Annotated in this window: 18 protein-coding genes; 6 read left to right on the top strand and 12 right to left on the bottom strand. The window is 45.2% G+C overall.

Translation table 11 applies throughout. The features are described from left to right. Positions 1 to 60 precede the first annotated feature (60 nt). Entirely contained in the window at positions 61 to 768 is a 708-nt protein-coding gene (locus KGF88_RS01375; RefSeq protein ID WP_028867964.1) for a hypothetical protein, read from the top strand. Between the two features lie 168 nt (positions 769 to 936). Here KGF88_RS01375 and KGF88_RS01380 read toward each other — a convergent pair whose 3' ends face one another. The 5 genes from KGF88_RS01380 to KGF88_RS01400 all read right to left on the bottom strand — a co-directional run bounded on the left by KGF88_RS01380 (position 937) and on the right by KGF88_RS01400 (position 7603). Beyond that, positions 937 to 2085 (bottom strand): GGDEF domain-containing protein, encoded by a 1149-nt coding sequence (locus tag KGF88_RS01380; protein WP_028867965.1) that lies wholly within the window; start codon positions 2083 to 2085, stop codon positions 937 to 939. Positions 2086 to 2329: 244 nt separating this feature from the next. Then, the gene (locus tag KGF88_RS01385; RefSeq protein WP_028867966.1) at positions 2330 to 2806 is read right to left on the bottom strand and encodes a small multi-drug export protein; all 477 of its coding nucleotides are present in this window, start codon (positions 2804 to 2806) and stop codon (positions 2330 to 2332) included. Then, the gene (locus tag KGF88_RS01390) at positions 2807 to 5848 is read right to left on the bottom strand and encodes an efflux RND transporter permease subunit (protein WP_028867967.1); all 3042 of its coding nucleotides are present in this window, start codon (positions 5846 to 5848) and stop codon (positions 2807 to 2809) included. Next, a complete protein-coding gene (locus KGF88_RS01395) occupies positions 5848 to 6978 on the bottom strand; it encodes an efflux RND transporter periplasmic adaptor subunit (protein ID WP_028867968.1) in 1131 nt (376 codons plus the stop codon). The genes KGF88_RS01390 and KGF88_RS01395 overlap by 1 nt, the downstream gene beginning before the upstream one ends. 34 nt (positions 6979 to 7012) lie before the next feature. Continuing rightward, positions 7013 to 7603: a TetR/AcrR family transcriptional regulator gene (locus KGF88_RS01400; protein WP_048608497.1), complete on the bottom strand. Its 591-nt coding sequence runs from the start codon at positions 7601 to 7603 to the stop codon at positions 7013 to 7015. A gap of 529 nt (positions 7604 to 8132) precedes the next feature. On the opposite strand from KGF88_RS01400, the gene KGF88_RS01405 reads away from it, so the two are divergent. From KGF88_RS01405 to KGF88_RS01415, 3 genes are read left to right on the top strand one after another with little or no spacing between them, the layout of a single operon-like run. Continuing rightward, positions 8133 to 9077: a thioredoxin family protein gene (locus tag KGF88_RS01405; RefSeq protein WP_153826340.1), complete on the top strand. Its 945-nt coding sequence runs from the start codon at positions 8133 to 8135 to the stop codon at positions 9075 to 9077. A gap of 2 nt (positions 9078 to 9079) precedes the next feature. Further along, positions 9080 to 10468: a conjugal transfer protein TraH gene (locus KGF88_RS01410; protein WP_063528980.1), complete on the top strand. Its 1389-nt coding sequence runs from the start codon at positions 9080 to 9082 to the stop codon at positions 10466 to 10468. A gap of 3 nt (positions 10469 to 10471) precedes the next feature. Beyond that, positions 10472 to 14041 (top strand): conjugal transfer protein TraG N-terminal domain-containing protein, encoded by a 3570-nt coding sequence (locus KGF88_RS01415; RefSeq protein WP_138558322.1) that lies wholly within the window; start codon positions 10472 to 10474, stop codon positions 14039 to 14041. Positions 14042 to 14073: 32 nt separating this feature from the next. Here KGF88_RS01415 and eexS read toward each other — a convergent pair whose 3' ends face one another. Genes eexS through KGF88_RS01450 form a run of 7 tightly spaced genes read right to left on the bottom strand, consistent with a single transcriptional unit; the run spans position 14074 to position 17749 of the window. Then, positions 14074 to 14505, bottom strand: coding sequence for an entry exclusion protein EexS (eexS, locus tag KGF88_RS01420; RefSeq protein WP_063527794.1), 432 nt, complete (start codon positions 14503 to 14505; stop codon positions 14074 to 14076). Positions 14506 to 14562: 57 nt separating this feature from the next. Beyond that, positions 14563 to 15096 (bottom strand): FlhC family transcriptional regulator, encoded by a 534-nt coding sequence (locus KGF88_RS01425; RefSeq protein ID WP_000566753.1) that lies wholly within the window; start codon positions 15094 to 15096, stop codon positions 14563 to 14565. Beyond that, the gene (locus KGF88_RS01430) at positions 15093 to 15392 is read right to left on the bottom strand and encodes a flagellar transcriptional regulator FlhD (RefSeq protein WP_000210563.1); all 300 of its coding nucleotides are present in this window, start codon (positions 15390 to 15392) and stop codon (positions 15093 to 15095) included. Before KGF88_RS01430 ends, KGF88_RS01425 begins: the two co-directional genes overlap by 4 nt. After that, positions 15389 to 15937 carry a lytic transglycosylase domain-containing protein gene (locus KGF88_RS01435; RefSeq protein WP_004249402.1) on the bottom strand — a complete coding sequence of 183 codons (549 nt, stop codon included), beginning with the start codon at positions 15935 to 15937 and terminating at the stop codon, positions 15389 to 15391. Before KGF88_RS01435 ends, KGF88_RS01430 begins: the two co-directional genes overlap by 4 nt. Next, a complete protein-coding gene (locus tag KGF88_RS01440; protein WP_032081042.1) occupies positions 15924 to 16586 on the bottom strand; it encodes a DUF6475 domain-containing protein in 663 nt (220 codons plus the stop codon). The genes KGF88_RS01435 and KGF88_RS01440 overlap by 14 nt, the downstream gene beginning before the upstream one ends. Further along, on the bottom strand, positions 16573 to 17442 hold the full coding sequence (locus KGF88_RS01445; RefSeq protein ID WP_063528188.1) for a hypothetical protein: 870 nt from the start codon (positions 17440 to 17442) through the stop codon (positions 16573 to 16575). Before KGF88_RS01445 ends, KGF88_RS01440 begins: the two co-directional genes overlap by 14 nt. 55 nt (positions 17443 to 17497) lie before the next feature. After that, entirely contained in the window at positions 17498 to 17749 is a 252-nt protein-coding gene (locus KGF88_RS01450; protein WP_000451746.1) for a helix-turn-helix domain-containing protein, read from the bottom strand. A 117-nt stretch (positions 17750 to 17866) separates the two neighbouring features. Between KGF88_RS01450 and KGF88_RS01455 the strand changes: the two genes are divergently transcribed. Beyond that, positions 17867 to 18514, top strand: coding sequence for a LexA family protein (locus tag KGF88_RS01455; RefSeq protein ID WP_000854920.1), 648 nt, complete (start codon positions 17867 to 17869; stop codon positions 18512 to 18514). A gap of 256 nt (positions 18515 to 18770) precedes the next feature. After that, positions 18771 to 20360, top strand: coding sequence for a peptide chain release factor 3 (gene prfC / locus KGF88_RS01460; RefSeq protein WP_110076565.1), 1590 nt, complete (start codon positions 18771 to 18773; stop codon positions 20358 to 20360). The last annotated feature ends 9 nt before the right edge of the window (positions 20361 to 20369 follow it).

Consider the following 20369-nt stretch of genomic DNA (forward strand, 5'->3'; position numbering starts at 1 on the left):
CCTTGCATATTTGAAAAAACATGGAGAATGAAAAATAGATAACCAATAGGAGAAACAAACATGATGGTATTAACCCTGTTAACAAAGCAGATTGATGGTGAGTTTACGGTTTACTGGAAGACCGGCCTTCGAAGAGGAGGTGAACTAAAGGTCGATTTAGGTGAGCAATACGACAAGCTAGCTGAGCAGCAAAAGCCAATTGCAGCTGAGCTCTATGCGATTCATCACCTACTGTCAGTGAAAGAGGTGATGGGGAGTAACCGAAGCGGTAATGGGCTTCAAATCCGGGTCAGTAAAGGAGCTATCAAAAAGTTACAGAAACAACGCTCAACTCAGCATTCACTTTACAGCCTGACTAGGTTTTTACTCACTCGATACCAGGAAGCACAGATCTCGGTAGAGAAGCAGGACGATTGGCTCTCACATTCCTTCGAAGAATACAGCGTCGATAATGCTACAGTGAGAGAAATCGATGAGGTCATCAACGTTCCGAACATTGGACCTGTCGTGGTGACTCGTCATGCACTGGAACGGTTTGTGGAACGGCTTTCTAATGGAGAGCCCAAGCATCCTTGGAAGGCTTTGTGCACAAAGCTACTTTGCTCGGGGCTAACTAAAGCCCTGTTACCAGAAAGCGTCGCAATCCAAAAAGCCAAAAAATATGCACAAGAGGCCGAGTTCTGGCAGCATCTTGGTAGCAAAATGCACTTTGTTATGATTCCGAGTGACTCAATGAAGACGTTGGTTACGGTTTTTGCAGTAAAGTGAGTTAATGTAGTATTCGCATTTATGAATATTACTTATGTGAAAATTGCAGTCAATTCCATTTGCAAACCTTAATGGCCGCTTTAAAATCCAAAGCGGTCAATACTCCCTGCCAATGTTAAATGAGTTAACTCTTTTTCACCTGCTCAATCATCTTAGCTGAATATGCTATTAAAGCGTATTTTGTTGCGACAATACTGTTTGATTCCGCCCTTTGTTCTTTGCCTCATAAAGCGCGCTATCTGCTTGATGGATAAACATTTCCATAACTATTTCGATAGTATTGGCACTCCTTTTATTTACCGGCAAGGCTGATATCCCTAAACTTATCGTCCATTTTACAATTTCTCCTGCATCACTAGTCACGTATACATCCTCGACGTGCTTTCGAATCCTCTCTGCAAGATTTTTCGCATCAGTTATATTGGTATCAGGTAAGATAATTGCGAACTCTTCTCCTCCAAGCCTAGCAACAAGGTCAGTAGCTCTTGACTGGTTTACACATAAATCTGCAAGCGCGCAAATAACGCGATCTCCTGTAGGGTGACCAAAAGTATCATTGATGCGTTTAAAATGGTCTATATCGAGTAAGATTAGAGCGCATTCAACGCTCGAGCGAGCACTCCGAGTTGTCTCTGATTTAAGTTGGTTATCAAAGTGACGCCGGTTTGCAACACCAGTTAACGGATCTGTTTGGGAGGACTTCTCTAAAGCGAGTTGAAGGTTGTAACGATGATAATAACTCCATGAAAAAACAAGCATAATTAATAAAGCTGAAACGCTCGATTGCACTGAGATCTGGAAATAAACGTTTTGTATCAGCTCATCTAGCACGCCATGGTTTTCGGATAGAACAACAAAGGAAAAAGCAACAGTAAGAAATAAAATCTGAATGTAGATTGAGAAGCCGATGAGAACAAAAAAGATAAAAAAGGGATAGAGTGCAACATTACTCACTGTTGTCACTAATTCTTCGCCAGAATGCTCTATTATTTTTATGCCGAGATACGCAGAAAAAACTAGGGTTATTAAAATTGTTGCCGTAGATAATTTCAAACTGCTTGATTTTAAGATAATCCAAGCAGGTATCACTAATAGAAGAAAGTAAAGTCTCAGCTGAAACAACTCACTTCTTATTTCAGGATGTGATTTGTAGTCAAAAATACCTTCGGCAAGCCCCAAAGGAATGAGTGTCAGTAAAATCGCAGCTGTATATAACCGATAGTCGTTAAATTTTTTGTTTAAATAATCACTACTAAGTTCAAGCTTGCTCAACTGTATTATGGCGGTCAAAGTACTCTCATTTTTATGAAACATCATTTATATCCATACTTCAGTGAGGGGGGCGTTCGTGATAAGTGTGTTCATTTTGATTTAACAGATTTTACTAGCCTGTGCTAACAGTTTAGCCTATATAGTTGAGATAGGTATGGGGATGTGCCTGAATTTGGCTGTGCCTGAATTTGGCGAGGAGTGAAGTTACCCATTATTAGTATGGGTAACTTACTAAGTAACTATAGCCAGCGACAGGTCTGACTACCAGAAAGCTCATGTTTCGACACCATTACGTAAAGGGGAGCTGTTTTCCTTCTCCTACTTGGGTAATCCCCAATGATGCCAAAAATCCAAATAGTAACGAACAAACCAGCAGTGACAAGGTAAACCAAAACATAACAACCTTTCTGCTAGCCCCCATGGCAATTGCGAATGCTCCAGCGGCATGGATACCAATCAAAAATGGCCCCAAAAAAGCCAAGCCTGGAACACCAAATTTTTCCATAATTACATGTTTACGATCCATTATGTCGGGGGCAGCTTGCTCAGTTTCGGGTTTATTTCGCCAACGCTTCATAAATAACTTAACTTTTTCACTGGCATAAATTATGGGTAACAGCGAAAGCAAATTTCCGAAAAAGCCTGCAAGTGCAGACGGAAACCATGGTAACCCAGCAATAACACCCAATGGGACGGCAATCCAAACTTCGAGCACCGGAATTGCCGCCCCCACAAAGACACTGATATAGAGTAATAAGTCATTCATTTAGATTGCCCTTGCTGCTTTTTTTGTGAAGAACAAAACATATAAGCTTGGCACAACGATAAAGGATGCAATGGTGCCTGAAATAAGGCCGCCCATTATCACAACGTTAAACGAGCGCCATAGCGGATCATTGGCGATAAGCAAAGGAAGCAGCCCTAAAATAGTGGTTATTTGTGTCAACATAATAGGGCGAAACCGTTGCATTAAAGCTGATTTGAGTGATTCAAGTTCAGATTTTCCTGCGTCTTTCTCGATATCAATTTGTTCGATAATTAGCATCGCATTCGACACAATAATGCCTATCAGGGCGAATATCGCTAAATTCGCCATAAAATCGAAAGGCAGCCTGAAAATGATCAGTGCTAAAAGTAACCCAATGGCACAGAAGGGTATACTTAGTACAATGATCGCCACCTTACGAAACGAGTTGTACTTGTGGATGAATAAAATGATCATCATAAGTACACAAAGTGGTAGGAAAGCAAAAATAGCTTCTGCGGTGACCTCGCTCTCCTCAATCTCTCCGCCAAACTCGATTTGCACTTTGCCGGTATTGCGAACCTGCTCCAACGTTTCTGCTATGTTGGAAACCAACTCTTTAGAGGTCATCGCCGGATTAAGCGCTGTCACCGTCAGAGTTGGCCGCAAGTTTCTTTTCTTCACAATCGACGGATGAAACTCTGTGTCAGCGCGAGCAATTTCTGATAAATAAACGGTTTTATCAGAAGATTGTGAGAAAATCTGAATATTATTTAACTGCGACAGTGACGCGTTATCTGTTGGCATTGCCAGCATAATAGGCAGCAAGAACTCTCCTTCCCGAAGCTCAGATGTACTCTCTCCGAGAGTATTTTTCCTAAGAGCGGAAAAAATGTCTCCTCGTGTGACTCCGGCATAGCTTGCTGCGGCTTGGTCTACATTTACCACCAAGCTGGGGATAGGTTGTTCCCAGTCCTGCTTGATGTTAATGGTTCCATCTACTTTGCTAAGCGCCTCTTGAATCGTTGCAGCAGCCTGTAATAAATTACTATGGTTGTTGCCGATGATTCTAATGGCTGCTTCGCCTGGAGGCGTGGAGCCCATGAAAAACGGGTTAATCCCGAGCTTGGCATAGGGGAAAACAGGAGGCATCTCAGCCCTAAGTTGGCTTACAAAAGCCGCAACATTGGTTTCTTTACTAAGATTGATAACAAAGTAAGCGGTATGCGGAGCCGGATCTGGCGGATTCAGGCCTAGGATAAAGCGTGGCCCCCCTTCACTAACATACGCAGTAGCGCCTGTAATCTGCGGAAAACGTTGTTCCTCTGCAAGCCATCGCGTCATTTCTTGTGCAACTTCAGCTGTGCGGTTTGCAGGCGTACCTGCTGGGAGCTCAAGGGATATTTGCATTTGTGAGCGTTCCGACGGTGGAAAGAATGCCTCTGGAATAGTCGCAGATAAAAATAACGATAGGATCAGGCTTGCTGTCGCACCTGCTAAAAATGCTTTTGGCCAGCTAATGACTTTGTCCCAAAAGCGAGACATGATCATCATTAAGCGCGAGAGCTCACTTTGCTCAGAAGTGTTTTTACCTTTTCTTATAGACCACTGCGCCAAAATCGGCACCAGCATAATGGCAACAAACCAGGAAATGATCAGCATGACGCCAATAACGATGGTTAGCGTCTGCATATAAATCGCAGTGATATTATCGGTGAACATAGGTGGGGCGAATGCCAGGATAACCGTTAGGCTAGCAATCAGCATTGGCGTACCCAGTGTCTTTCCGGCGTGTAAGGCTGCTGATTTACCAGACTCACCTTGATTAATACGTTTTGAGATATCCTCAACAATCACCATCGGGTTATCAACCAAGATCCCAAGTGCAATGATAAACGAGGCGATACTCACCTCATTAAGCTCAACACCAAGCACTCGTAAAACGACTAATGTCATAATCCCTGTAATGGGCACGGCTAATCCCACCAGTGAACCAGCGCGTAAACCCAAGGCGATAACAGTGACTACAGTCACGACTAGGATCGTCTCCAAAAGAGTTGAAATCATTTTAGATATGACTTGATTAACAACTTCACCTTGGTCGGTGATGATTTTCAATTGAAAGCCAGCAGGTAAATCATGTTCCCATTTTGCTATTTGTGTACGAAGGCGATCATTGAAATCGACCATATTTACGCCGGGCGTCATATAGCCAGCAAGAACAATCGCCTGTCCCCCGTTTAAATAGGCGGCGGTATTAAGCGGTTGTGCTGTCGTCCTTATCACATCAGCTAGCGTGTCAAGTGGTAACTGACTGCCATCTTGCAGCACAATAGGTATCGCTTTAATATCTTCAATAGAGTTATAGCTCCCTCTGACATAAATACGACTCTCTTGGTCGCTAAAATTCACTCTGGCAATATCATCAAACGTATTGTTTTTATGTAATTGCAGGTAGATATCATTAGGCTTTATCGAAAATTTCGACGCAGCAAACGGTTTAAGATTGATGTTCACTTGCTCCTCAGTAACGCCATGCAAGGTGACTTTATCCATACCTGGGATATCGTAAAGAAAATCCCGCAACTCACTGGCTTTATTTCTAAGTTGTTCAAACGTGTGATTGGGGGCACTGAGTGCAACAGTCATTACGGCAACAGCATCATAACTATCGTTAACAAAAGGCCCAGATACACCCTCGGGAAGTGAGTTCTGCACATCCTGCATTTTCGCTCTGACTCTAAGCCATGATTGCGCGTAGTCTGGTGTTCCGTCCTTAATTTCCAAAGAGATATGGATCTCTCCAGCACGAATAGACGTGGTGATATTTTTAGTTTCTTCCAGTTCACGCAAAGCACGTTCAACCGGGCGCGCCAATAGCGATTCCGTTTGATAAATATCTAAACCAGGGTGATAAGCGGTAATCACAGTGACATTTATCGGGAGTGTGGGCTCCTCTTGTGACGGGTAATTCGGGTATAACGCCAACCCTATGCTCGTAAGCATAAAAAACAGAAAGAGCACTAAACGGCTGTTAGCAAGTGAGAAGTTGGTAATGGACATTAACGCGTCTCCCCTAAAACACGAACCTGTTGCCCATCACTGATAAAGGCTGCTCCGGCTGCTACGTATCTCTCTCCGAGTTCCAACTCAGCATTAATAATGTAGCCTGACGGTTGAATATCGACAATTTGTACAGGTTTTTTACTAACGGTATTGGACTCACCGTTAAAGGAGTAGAGGAAAGCGCTGTTACTTGTTGCTTCAATATAAACTGCGCCGTGAGGAACCAAGAGAACGTTTTCACTATTTTTCAGACGATAGTTCACTGCAACCACGAGACCTGGCGGTAAAAAATTTCCCTCTGGCACTTGTATACGCAGTTTAACAGGCAAGCTCAAGCCATTACTTGCGCGCTCTGCAATATGAGACAACTCAGCCTCAAAAGACGCCCCTTGATGACTAATACTGATAATCTGTTCATTTGTAGAACGTAGAGCATTTGCCAAAGGTACGGGGATTGATGATTCAACAATAAGTTGCGCTGAACTGTCGAAAGTAAATATGACCTGATTCTGAGCCACCTCTTCAAAGGGTTCCACTTGTCTGGTAGAGACAACACCATCATAGGGGGCTTTTATTACTGCTTGAGAAAGTTCTCTTTCTGTGAGTCTGACTCGGCTTTGTGCTTCACGCACAGAGGCTTGAGCTGTTAAGAAAAGTGTTCTTGCCGCCTCTAAATCTTGCTGGGAAACTGCGTTATTTGATTTGAGATGATTAAGCCGTTCATAGTTTGCTTGGTGTTCTTCAAGCGCGATCTGCGCTTTTGAGGCTTCAGAGCGGGCGTTATCAACTGCTAGTTGATAAGGCTCCAAATCCAGTGTTGCCATGATATCGCCCGCTTTTAACCGGCTACCAATATCCACCTGCACCTTTTGCACTTTGCCAGGAACGCCAAACGAGAGCTGCGCTCTGCTCTCTGTTTGTGTTATTCCAGAAAAGCGAGATTCTTGGTAATGCGCGTTTGCACCCACTTCGTTGAGTGTTACCACTCGAATGTTCTGTTCAGTGGGCTCAGGTATACTTTCACTGCTACAACCCTGTAATAAGACAAGTAGGCAAACTAATGCATATTTACTAAATTTCCTTAATAATATAACTGATCGTTCGAGTATATAAAATGGCGAACTCATAACAAACCCTCTTGAGGTATGGCTTAAATATTAATTACTTTTTTGGTGTAAGAAGGGTCTGAACAAGCTGACGTAAAAGTTCACGCGAATACTCGATATCCGCAGTCGCTATCTGGCAGGACAAACCATCAATGTAGGCAAAGATATAGTGTGTTATTTGCTCGGGTGTGAGCAAATAACTTGTCTCATCTTTATCCTGTAATTTCTTGATCATGGTACAACAGGTGTCAAAGAGCTCTTGACCTGAATCCTGTACCGCTTTCTTAATTTCTGGGTTTCTGGATGACTCTGCGAGGATCTCCAGATACATAATAGTTCCTATTTTATCGCCTGTGAGATAGGCCTCTTGCTCCAAAGCATCCATGAAATCACTAGCGCTCTCAATTCTTCTCAAAGCATCGAGATCTCTGGAAGAATAGCGCTTGGCGATTTCCAGAATGAGTTCATTTTTTGAGGCGAAGTATTGATAGAGACTTGCCTGGCTGACTTTTGCAACACGAGAAATCTCCGCCATGCCAGCGCCATGAAAGCCTTTTTTAACAAAGCATTGCACAGCACCATCAAGAATAGCCTCGATTTTAGCCTCTCGAGCTGCATAATTCACTGGACGACCTAAATTAGACATAAAAGTACCACTTACTTTAGTGAGTGGTCAATCATATAAATGACGGTGATTCTTGTCAACTGATATCGTTTGTCTTAGAAGCCAACTTTTCAAAGTATTACCAACCTTGTTATTTTTCTAAAACGTGAAAAGGCCTCACAAGTATCTCAATTGAACGAGCAACTGGAAAACTATATGGCCAAAGTATATTTGAATGAACCAATGCAATTGGTTGGATACTGATGATCTGACAGGTTAGCCCGATAAATTTTCACATTTTTATTGAAATCCTGAGCTCTTGAGGTTTTTCTTTTAAGCATCATGTTCACAGCGAAAACAAAGCGGACATTAGCAAGAACATTTTAGAACGGATGACATTTCCTCTTTTCGCTCAAAGCGGTCCAAGTATAAATTTGGCTCGTTAACGCTAGTTGTTGCTACTAGTCATAACAGCTAGTCAGAAACACACACAATTCCTTCATCTATCTGTCCAATCGCTCTAACGGGGATCTTTAGCATGTTAGCTCTATGAAATTTTCTGGAGCTGACAATGAGAACGCCTTTGTTACCTTGGTTCATCCTATGGGTGACCATCCCAATCATTATTTTCTTTCTTTTAATCCTGCCCGCCCATGCCAGTGATGGGCCATTCTATCAACGTGGTCAGGAAGGCTGGTTTTGGTATCAGGTCATTCCTGAACCTGAACAGCCTGATGAGCTGATAGAGCCGGAATCTGGTGTCGTGGAGTCCAGTCAGAGCGAACTAAAGCCCTTCAGTGCCGCATGGTTCCGAGAGCATATGCAATCGTTTATGGACAAGGCAATTGATGAACCAACGACTGAAAACGTCAGAGCCTATCTGTATCTTCAGCGCGTTATGATGGATAAAGGCTCACTATTTGCTGATGTTAGTCAGCAGGTGGTCATGGGCGATCCTGTTTTGGATGAAATCAGTCGCAGACCCTTGGCGACCTATGCTGCCAATCGGATGGATCGAGAAGCTGGCGCTCAACGTGATGTAGCTTTAGGTGAAGTAGCGAAGCGGGCTGGTTTGTTCTTTTTCTATCGTTCGGATTGCCCTTATTGCCATGCTCAAGCGCCTATCATCGAATCTATGGCCTTGAACTATGGGTTCGAGGTGTTTGCTATTGCTGTCGATGGCTTGCCTTTACCCGGTGGAGAGTTTCCCAATTACAAAGTCGATTCAGGACAAGCACAATCCTTGTCCGTTACGACTGTCCCTGCCGTGTTCTTAGTTGACCCGCCTAACGTTATTACTCCGATTGGACAAGGAGCAATGAGCCTTGATGAGCTCAATAATCGAATCATTCTCGCAGCCCATCAAGCCGGTTGGATTGACGATCAAACTTACTATGCCACCAGACCTGTTCAACCCGGCGTGTCACTCGCGATGTCAGCCCAAGAGCTTAACGAAAAGATATTACAGGACCCTGAGTTCCTTGTTCGCTATCTGCGTGTACAAGGAGGGTTATAACAATGAAAAAAGTATTTCGAGTATCGCTAATCGCCTGTGCGATTGGTTTTTCATCTATGAGCCAAGCAAGCTTGCAACAGGAGATGAACCAGTTGTTTGGTTCAATGACCAACACCACTGCGCCTGGTGTATTCGAGAGTCAGCGGCGTGGCGTTATATCTGGAGGAAGCGTTGTTGTTCGTAACAGGATCATGAACGAGAACCTCGTCTCTATGGTGCCACCGTCATTCCAAGCCGGTTGTGGCGGCATTGATATGTTCGCGGGAAGTTTGTCATTTGTTAACGCGGATCAGTTTGTTCAATTACTTCGCTCTGTTGCTGCAAACGCCAAGGGGTATGCATTCCAATTGGCGCTCAGTGCTATGTGTGAGAAATGCTCCCAGCACATGGAGACACTGCAAAAGAAAATCCAGCAGTTGAACGAGTATTTTGGTAATTCCTGTCAAATGGCTCAGGGAGTCGTGAACGATACCCTGGCTGCTTTTGGTAAAAAGGGGCAAACAGAAGCCAGCATGTTGAGCTCACTTAAAGGGGCTGGGGACATTTTTACCAGTTGGAGTGAGTCCAATGGTAAGAACCCATATGAGAACGCTTCGAGTGTCGCGGCATCTGATGTAAACAGAACGATTAAAGGTAACTTGGTTTGGCGAGCACTGAAACGTCATTCGGCATCAAGCTGGTTTGCATCGGGGGATGACCGTTTTCTTGAAGCAGTTATGTCGGTGACGGGTTCGATCATCGTTGGTGATCTAGCTAATGCCGCTGATGGCCAAGGTAAAGCCCCGAAACTGACCAGACTGAATGGCAATACAGTGACTATTGAGCATCTAATTCACGGCGGTAACGTCGCTATGTACCGATGTGACACAGTGACACAAGACGGCTGTCTGAATCCGACAATCACTAACGTGACCCTGACGGGGTTATCAACCCAAGTAGAAAATTTACTTCTTGGTACAGGTTCCAGTAACGGCATTATTTTTAAGTTTGCTCGAAATACAGGAGCTGCTAGCACCACCGAAAAGGCTTTTATGACATCGGCTCCTGCGAGCATTGGCGGCATGATTCGAACACTTTCTGCATTAAATGAAGGGGCTGCTAGGTCGTTTGCTTCACGAGCGGCGCCATTTATTGCTGTTGAGATGGCCCGAGCATTGGTTGAAGACATGCTCAATGCAGCTAGAAGCACCTCTGGTGTAGAAGATCATGCCTATGCGAAGTTGTTAACTGAAGACCTTGAACGTGCACGTCGCCAAATCAATGAGGAATACGCCGCGTTACAGCGAAGATACGGTTCAGAGCAAGAATTGCTGGCGCATTTTAATCAGGTGATTCAGACCATTCGCAAGCAGCGTTATTACACCGTTAAATCTACGGCACTGGGGGAATAGATAATGTGGGAAATCTATTCCATCGGGGATTCGGCTTTTTTAGAGCAGGTCTTGAACGCTGTCGCGATGATCACTGGTACAGGCGACTTTACTTCAATGGTTCGCATTGGCTTACTCATTGGAGTATTGATGGTCTCTGTTCAGGCCTTAATACAAGGTGGTCGTGGGATTAACTTTCAACACGTTTTAGTCTCATGGCTAGTCTTTGCAACCATGTTTGGACCCAGTACCCGCGTGAGCATTGAGGATGCGTACACGGGACAAGTTCGAGTGGTTGATAATGTGCCCATCGGTGTTGCTGCCGCAGGCAGTACGATTTCGACTGTTGGCTTTCAAATCACGCGATTGTTTGAAACCGCCTTCTCAACTCCCGCCATGACGGAATACGGCTTTGCATCCAGTTTACAGTCACTGATTAAAGTGAGAAAACAGGTGATGGATCGCTCTGGTTTGGGTGATGCAAATCGTGTCGCCGGTTCGGACATCGAGCAATCGTGGCTTAACTACATCAAAGAGTGCACCTTGATTGGTATCGACATTGGACAAAAGAACCTCGATCAGGTGCTGAGTGACCCCAACCCGATGACTGCGATTAGGTTTGATTCGCGCATTTATGGCACGCGCATCATGCTCAGTGGTAGCAGTAGCGATTTGGACTGCACCGATGCTTATAGTCAGCTGAAACTCATGACAGAATCAACCTTCATTCCAAGGCTTAAACAGGTTCTGTCAGCCTCATTGGGGACTTCGTCTGCAACGGACACTGATGACGTGATCCGAAATGCACTGAATAACCTTGGTTTAGCTTCGGTTAACACCCAAGAGTACATGACCGCGTCAGTGCTTTTGCCTATTTATGAGCAAAGCGTGACAGGCAAGTATATGGATGATCAAGCTTTCACCGCAGCCGTGATGGTTAACCAAGCGATTGAGCAGCGCAATACACAATGGGCGGCGGAGCAGACCCTGTTCCAAAGTATCGTACGTCCGATGATGACGTTTTTTGAGGGGTTCATTTACGCCATCACCCCATTGATGGCCTTTGTGATTGCCCTTGGCCAAATCGGGATGCGAATGGCCGGGAAGTACTTGTTAATCCTGCTTTGGATTCAACTTTGGATGCCTGTCATGGCCATTATTAACCTATATATCCATTTAACTGTTGCTGGGAAAATGTCGGCTCTTGATGCCTTTGCAGGTACAGAAGTGCCATCTTTTGCTGGGATGATGCAGATGGATTCAGTGCTGCAAACCTGGATAGCTACTGGCGGCATGTTGGCGTCGAGTGTTCCGGCGATTTCGCTCATGCTCGTGTATGGCTCAGCAATAACCGCTACCCACTTGGCTGGACGTCTTCAAAACGGTGATGCAATTGATGAAAAGATGGCAAGTCCAGATGTCGCGAAAAATGCCCCGGTGATGCAATCACAGTCAATGTTCCAAAATTCAGCCCTCACTGGTTCTGCTATGACCGGCGCGTCAAACCTACTTAGCAGTTTCTCTGTCGGAAATGCGGTGGGTTCAATGGTCGGCTCTGCAAAAGAATCCATGACTCAGGCAACTCAAGCCTTTAGCCGTCAAGTTGGCAACACCATGAGCCGAACTTTTGGTGAAAAGCTAAGTTACGACAACCTTTCTTCGGTTGGACGTCAGATTGGTTCTTCTAATTCCGCATCTAGCGCCGTTGTTAATCAGGTCACTGATGACCTGCAAACACGGTATGGTTTCGGTGACGATAAAAAAGACGCTGTACGTGGCTTGGTATCGGGCGTGTTATCTGGCGGACTAAGGGTTGGTGGCGATGGAACCATTACTAATCCCGGTGAGAAAGAAGTTGCCGATAAGGGTTTTCTTGGGAGGCTTCTTGGAACGGGAGGCAATGATTCTCCACAAGGTAATTTGCCTGGAGTTGATAAGCCAGATTCATCTCGTGTACCAAAACTATCAAGGGTACGAGCTGGGTTGGATCTAGGTGGTAACTTTAGTGGCCAAGTTGAGTCGTCAGAAGGCAGTTCTCGGTCTACGACCGCAAATACGCTCACTGGGGAGATGCAAAGCTTGGCATCGAGTGATTCACGACGTGCTGAGTTTCGCGATGCGATGGTTAAGGACCTTTCAGATTCAAGACGCTCTGGCGTTGAGATGTCGTTGTCTAATCAAGACTATCAGTCACTTCAGAGTTCAGCACAAGACGTTATCACGGCATCAAACCGCTTTAGTGAGCTTGATCAGGCCAGCTACAGTCTATCAGGACAAAGGAACACGGATGGTGCGACGTTAACTCGATTAGCAGCGGATAATCCTGAAGTCATGGATTATTTAGGTCGCTATATGAACCAGCATGTTGAAGCAGGTAACCGATTACGTGAAAACCTTCCAATGTATCAGCGCTTGCTACCTGATGATAATCAGGCGTATGTGGCCGCAGCTATGGAGTCTTTAACCTATAGCAACTCCTCGACGCCCGCTGAACGAGACAATGACTATCAAGCAGCAATGACTGTTATGGCCATGGCTACCGGAGCCGATTTACGATCTATTCAGCCACGCTCTAATGAAGGCTTGTCATCAACTGCACCTACTTTTGGTGGCACTCAAAGCCAAGTGGAATCGGGTGTATTGGGCGGCTACGAGGATGCTGCAACTGTTCAAACTCAGTTCAACGCAGCTCAATCAGCTTACCAAACTAATTTGTCTGGTGTTGATGGACAACTAAATGCGCATCAACAACAAGCCCAACAGGCCGTAGTTTCTGACACAAGTACCTATCAATCTGGACTAAACAGTGAAGCTGGCTCTCAGTGGCGATCTCGCATTATGGCTGATGATAGCGGAGTTTCTGGTGCTGAAATGTTCTTCAACAGCGCCAGTGCTATTGGTGACTTCAGTGGCAAGCATACTGATGCAGCACTGCATACCTTGAATCACTTTGGCGAAGACTATGAGAGTTACAAGGAGCAAGCACTTGAAGACCCTAGCTCACGAGGTTTCTTGCACAATGCAACGGTGGCCAGTAAATCAACCTGGGATGGCTTAAAAGCAGCCGTTGACGCCGGAACCTCTTTGGAAAACCCATTGACGGCGTTTAATGATGCATACAGTGGATCGAGTTCGCAGTATGCCTCCGAAGTAAACTGGGGTACTAAGTCTGAAGCCATGTTGGCTGGGGCATTCGGTGCGGCAGTTAACAATCGATATGGTGAGTTCTTAGAACAGTATGCCGATGATTTTAAACAGGAAGCATACAGCGAAGGGCAGAGAATGGGATTGACCCCGATTCAAAGTCAAGTGTTCGCTCAAGCTTTCAATGAAGGTTTGGCGGGGCGCGTTTTCAACTCTGAAGACTCATCGAGTTGGTCGCCTGAAATGCTTGGTCTAAGGGAGCAAATGCTAAATGAGTATCGTCAAAAAGATGAGAGCGGTGCTTACATCCCCGACAGTGTGTCCGAAGAAGATAAAGCATTTGTGGATAAGCAGATTGCAGTGATCTCAAATGCATCCCTCGCTGGAGATTATGCTCAGAACAACTTGATCGATATTAGGGCCTATAACCAGGCTTCAGGAAGGAACTAAAAACAGAAGGTAGCCAGCTTGTGATGGGCTGGCTATTTTTTTGGCTTTTTGGGATACCTTGGATAAAAGCCATCAAAAAACGAATGGAGCTTATACCAATACCATTTTTCTTCAATGCTCAAAGTTCTACCCGAATCTTTAACTTGGCTACTCAAGAATCTAATTCCAGTACAAATAGCTAAGAAAAAGAGTCCCAAACCAACAATTGTCCAACTCGCTTGCCAATATGCGATTGCTACAAGCATAGTGATTATGGCTATAAGTCCGATGGGATTACAGGTCGCTTTGAATCCCAAGTAGCTGAAAAAAACGACGGTGCAGAACAGAAATGGCAAAGCCGCTAACTTGGCAGATGCCGTTAATATTTCTGATGGAAAGAAATGAGCCGCTGCCAAAGTCGCCAGAAAAAGCCCCAGTGATATAAACCAGCAGCGTGCTGGTAAAGATTTAAGTAAGTTTGTCATCTTCTTAGTACTCTCAAAGTGCACAGACGGTGCACAATCAAATCATGCATCAGCATGTTAGTTCTCAAAAAGTGCTCTAGTGGTTTGCTCGGCCATAATCTCACACACAGGGCATTTAAGCTGAATGCGCTGTTGTGATACCGTCAAATACAGACTGCCGCATCGACACCGGTGTAAGGATGCAAGCTGTGATCTTAAATCACGAGCTAGAACCCAACCTTCATTGATGGTCAGTTTTTTCCAGGGGATCTCAGCTGGAAGATCTGCTTCTTCTCTTGCAACCAAATACGCATCGTAAGCCTTCATCAAAGCATCGATATTTAATTGCTTGTAGACATTATCACCACCAATATTGACATAAAGCGCCATAAGCAGGGAGCCTTCAACTAATGCTCTTCTGCTTTTGACGATGGCATCAGATTCTGGCAATTGACCAGGACAAGGTGACTTGCCAGTCACTTCTTTATGGAGCCTTCTGATAATGTGGATTGGCAAACCTGTATCGAGCGCGATAATGGTTGTTCGAAATCCGTATTTAATAAGCAGCGAGGCTCGGGTAAATAGCTCACTTTTGGACAGGTTATCAATCATGCATCCCCCTTGTTGTTTAGGGTTGATAATAAATAAGCGATTCTTGGGATACCTGTGCCTTTGCTCTTCACCATCTCAATCAGTTGGCTTTGGTTACCCCTTGGTTGAAACAGCATGAATGATGAGGTCGCCACTCGTTGCAGGTCATCAACACCAGCATTAATCAAAGCATCAACCACGTCGCGTGTAAGTCCAAAGCGCAAGACGGCCTCTTGCGGATCAATTCGCGCTAATTCTCGTGCTGCGTGTAGGTACGCCAAATTTAATTGATAGAAGTCTTGTTGATTGGTTGTCATTGACGGACCTCCAGTTCATGTAAAATATTGCGATAGATAGAAAGCACTCTTTGCCCATACCAGCGTGCACGCTCTTCGTTCCAACTGTGATAGCGGCCTATGCCAAGCTCTAAATCATTTGGTGAAGACTTGATTGCTTCGGCCAAAATACTTGAGCCGACCGTAAGGTTGGTGATGGGGTCTAGCAGTTCCGCTGCTGAGCTCACCCGATGCCCATGCCAATGCAAATTGATTTGCATAAGGCCAATATCGAGCTGATATTTTTCAGTCTCTTGCAGTGCTTGGTTTAACAGTTTCTCTGCTTCTGTCTTAGATTTGGCGTAGGTTGCGTTTGAACCATTGCGAATTGCGTATGGCCATGGACTGGTCATGTTGAGACCACGATGTGAGGCCGACTCAGCCAAGGCAACGGCGTAGAGCATGACTGGATCAATACCAACGCTTTGTGCTGCTTTTTCCCACTGATAGCCCGGAAACGCATAGACTGAAGTGCTTGCGGACATGGCTATCACTAGGGCAATGGTTTTTGATTTAATCGTTTTCATTTTTGTCCTCTAATTGATTTCCGAGAAGCGCCTGAATGGCTTTCGGGCTTATTCTTTTCAAAGGCACTGCGCTAAAGTCGGTGATGCCTCTTGTATAAACTTGTGCTGCTTTTGACCAGTCGCCCACGGCAACCGGCGCTTGCATATCAAATCCTTTTTGCTGGTTCTGATGGTCTGCAATACCTTGTAATAGCCTTGGGTATTCACCCACTTCGTCCCGCAACAAGTAAGCCTGGTAGCGTGTTAAAAACTCTTTTTGTTTAAAGGGGTATTCCCTGTCATCTACCTTGCAGAGTTCAACCCATCCCCCCATGTCTGAAATAACGCGGTGAATAAGCGCATCGTCAAACATCACGGATGTCCAAGCGCCAACCTGACGAACAGCCTTGTCAACTTTGTTCCAAGCAACCATGGCTCTTGAACCCGAGTTGCCATCGATATGCTTGATGACGTCAGCGGGCTTTGGAAAAAATTGCCCAGTATCCGGTGATTGAATATGCCGAGTCAGACCGATTCGCACTTCTTCAATGCTATAAGCACGAAGGGCTTCAAATGCGATGGATAGCAATTGTGGTGATACGCTTTTGCCATACATGGCCCAAGCAGCTCCCCAAACTTCAGCAAACTCGCGTTTATCAACCTCCTGCACTTGAACGAACCTCCCGAATACCTGGTCCGGCCCAGCTTTCAGCAATGCGGCGATTGCTTTCTTCAATGTTCAACTGGTGATTGCTGCCCTTTAGGCTCGTCGATGATTGCTGTACTTCATCAATGCGAACGTACTCGTCTTCCCATTGCCGGTTTAAAAGCCAGTTATGTGGCATAGGGGTCTTAGTCCGATCTTGATACTGCAATCGGTTGTCTCGTTGCTCTTTCCAGCGTGTTAGCACTTCCAAGGCGAGTTCATGGTCTTCATTGAGGCCCATGCGTAGCCATTCTTCTTTGGCTTTCGCTTTTTTTTCTTTGCGTATTTGTACATCCCAGAAGTCTTCAAACTGTATGTGGCCAACAGTTTTAACTGTTGGTTTATTGCTTCTCTCAGAGTCATCCGACCGTTGAGAGTCCCTTACCGGGTTGCCATCAGGCATAAACAATGATGAAAATTCTTCTGGAAGCCGAGCTTGAAAACCGGCAAGAGATTTCAAAAGCGATGCCATACCAACGAAGTCGGCAGGTACATCTTTTAGCAACCGAAAGGCGGCCTTACCTTGGTTCGGGTTTTCGATTGGGTTGTGCTTCAGAAAGCTCCGAATCAAAGTCCAACCGGATTCCTCGCAACGAATGAGGAACTGATCTTGTTCTAACTCATTTAGAGCCTTGGCAACCTGTTGCTCATCCCAGTTCAAGTCAGAAGCAACGTAACCAATCGGCAATCGAAAGCAGCCAAGCAAATTACAATGTGGGCATGTAAGCAAATACAGTCCTAGCAACTTCGCTGAGTCACTCCAGGACAAAACGTTTTGCTTTAGCCAAAAGCGGGTATAGACCTTGCCATAATCACGCATGGAGGAACTCGCTTTTGTGTTTACGTAAAATGCTGACCATTATTTGCCCTTAATCCTACTGGTTACTGGCTTTCAGCTCGCTTGGGCATTCGGGATAGATGTCCGGTCTTAACTGGGATCGGGTTACCTGTCCTTGCGTAGCTTGTTCGATGGGTAAAACGAATTCAGCGGGCACACGCCCTGATTTATTCAACCAAAACCAGACGTTTTGCTGTTTTGAGTTGATGGCTCGTGCTAATGCTGATTGCCCGCCGACCAAGTCAATGGCACGGCGGAGATGTTTTTGTGTCGTGTTGAACACTTCCATACCGTCTCCTGTTACAATAATAACTGTTACAAGATTGAATGTTACAGTTTAAACTGTAGATAAGTCAACAGTTAAAATTGTTGAAAGACTACAGTTTTATTTGTAGAATGCGGGCTTATGAAAACTTTATCCGAACGACTAAACCATGCCTTGCAGCTTACTGGGGTGACTCAGTCTGAGTTGGCTCGTCGCATTGGTATCAAACAGCAGTCGATCAGCCAGATTTGCTCTGGTAAATCGGCTAGGTCTCGTTACACCATGCAGATCGCGGAGGCGCTTCGCGTGAATGCTCATTGGCTCGCCACAGGTGATGGCGAGATTGGCTTGGGGGTCGGTAATGTAGAAGTCGGGCCTGATATTAAGGGAAGAATTCCTCTCATTAACTGGGTTCAGGCCGGTGATTGGACTGAAATAGCGGAGGGATTTGCCCATGAAGATGCTGAGGAGTGGCGTGAAGTCACTGGGAAAGCACATGAGGGTTGTTTCGCACTTCGCGTAAAAGGCGACAGTATGGAAAATCCAAGCGGAAAAAAATCCATACCTGAGGGGGCAGTGATCGTTGTTGATCCTGAGTTACCTTACTCTTCAGGTTCATTGGTTGTTGCGCGTTTGGATGATTCGAAAGAAGCAACCTTTAAGCAGTTAGTTATTGATGGTGAACAGAAGTACCTAAAACCTTTGAACCCGCAATACCCTGCAATACCGATCAACGGCAACTGCACCATCATCGGTGTAGTACGACAAGCTATCATCGATTTCTGGTAGCGAAGGAATTTGTGGTTTAGCCACAGTTGTTCATGAGCTGAAGAAGCAACGATTGCAAACAGCTACAACTGAGCATTGGCGCACGCTGAGAGTAAATGGTAACCGATTAGATAACCATTGATTGTTTATAAAGTCAAGATCAGCGAAAATAGCGGCCAATTACGATTAACACGACGGGTTTGACAAGCGAAGAACTGAAAAGAGAGTACTTCCAAAAGTGTGTACAAATCCGTGTACAAACTAAAAGAATTTATACATGGCAAACCAAGATTTTCTTAATGAAATCAATAAGCGAAGGACCTTTGCTATCATCTCTCACCCTGATGCTGGTAAAACAACCATTACCGAAAAAGTCTTGTTGCATGGGCAAAAACTGCAAAAGGCCGGTACCGTAAAAGGTAAAAAGTCGGGCCAACATGCAAAATCTGACTGGATGGAGATGGAAAAAGAACGGGGTATCTCGGTAACGACCTCGGTGATGCAATTTCCTTATCGTGAAGCCTTGGTGAATTTGTTAGACACGCCAGGACACGAAGATTTCTCGGAAGATACCTACCGTACTTTAACCGCGGTAGATTCATGCTTGATGGTTATCGATGGCGCCAAAGGGGTAGAAGATCGCACCATAAAATTAATGGAAGTAACACGCTTGCGTGATACGCCGATCATTACTTTTATGAACAAGCTTGACCGTGACATTCGCGATCCGGTGGAGTTGTTAGACGAAGTAGAAAACGTCTTAAACATTATGTGTGCTCCTATCACTTGGCCGATAGGTTCGGGCAAGAATTTTAAGGGGGTGTATAACCTCCTAAAAGACGAAGTGGTTCTGTATAAGTCGGGGCAAGGCCACAAGATTCAGGATAAAGATGTCATTCAAGGTCTAGATAACCCTGAACTTGACCAGCGGATTGGTAACTACGCTGATGACTTGCGGCTGGAAATTGAGCTGGTTAAAGGTGCGTCCAACGCATTTGATAAAGAACTCTTTTTAGCTGGTGAATTAACGCCTGTTTATTTTGGTACGGCGTTGGGTAACTTTGGCGTGGATCACATGCTCGACGGTTTGGTGGAGTGGGCACCTAGTCCACTAGCTCGTGATACCGATACTGGCGTTGAGGTGAGTGCAAGTCAGCCAGGTTTTTCGGGCTTTGTCTTTAAAATTCAAGCGAATATGGATCCGAAGCATCGCGATCGTGTGGCTTTTATGCGGATTGTGTCTGGTAAGTATGAAAAAGGCATGAAGATGCACCAAGTACGCCTCGGTAAAGATGTGCGTATCGCCGATGCATTAACCTTTTTGGCGGGCGATCGTGAACAAGTAGAAGAGGCCTATCCAGGCGATATTATTGGCTTGCATAACCATGGCACGATTCAAATTGGGGATACCTTTACCGGCGGCGAAAAATTTAAGTTCAGTGGCATTCCGAACTTTGCGCCAGAGCTATTCCGTCGTATTCGTTTAAAAGATCCGCTTAAGCAAAAGCAGCTTTTAAAAGGCTTGGTACAGCTTTCTGAAGAAGGTGCTGTGCAAGTATTTCGACCGCTGATTAACAATGACTTAATTGTTGGTGCGGTAGGGGTGCTGCAGTTTGATGTGGTGGTACACCGGCTAAAATCAGAATATAACGTTGATGCTGTGTACGAAAACATTAACGTCGCCACGGCGCGGTGGGTGCACTCAGCTGATGCACGCAAGTTAGATGAATTTCGCCGCAAGGCTGAAGCAAACTTGGCTCTAGATGGCGGTGACAATCTTACTTATATAGCGCCTACTATGGTGAACTTGAGTTTGGCCACAGAGCGCTATCCTGATATCACCTTCAGCCATACCCGCGAGCATTAAATTGCTAGG

The organism is Idiomarina loihiensis (genome assembly GCF_024584785.1).
In the GTDB taxonomy this organism is placed as follows: Bacteria; Pseudomonadota; Gammaproteobacteria; order Enterobacterales; family Alteromonadaceae; genus Pseudidiomarina; species Pseudidiomarina fusca.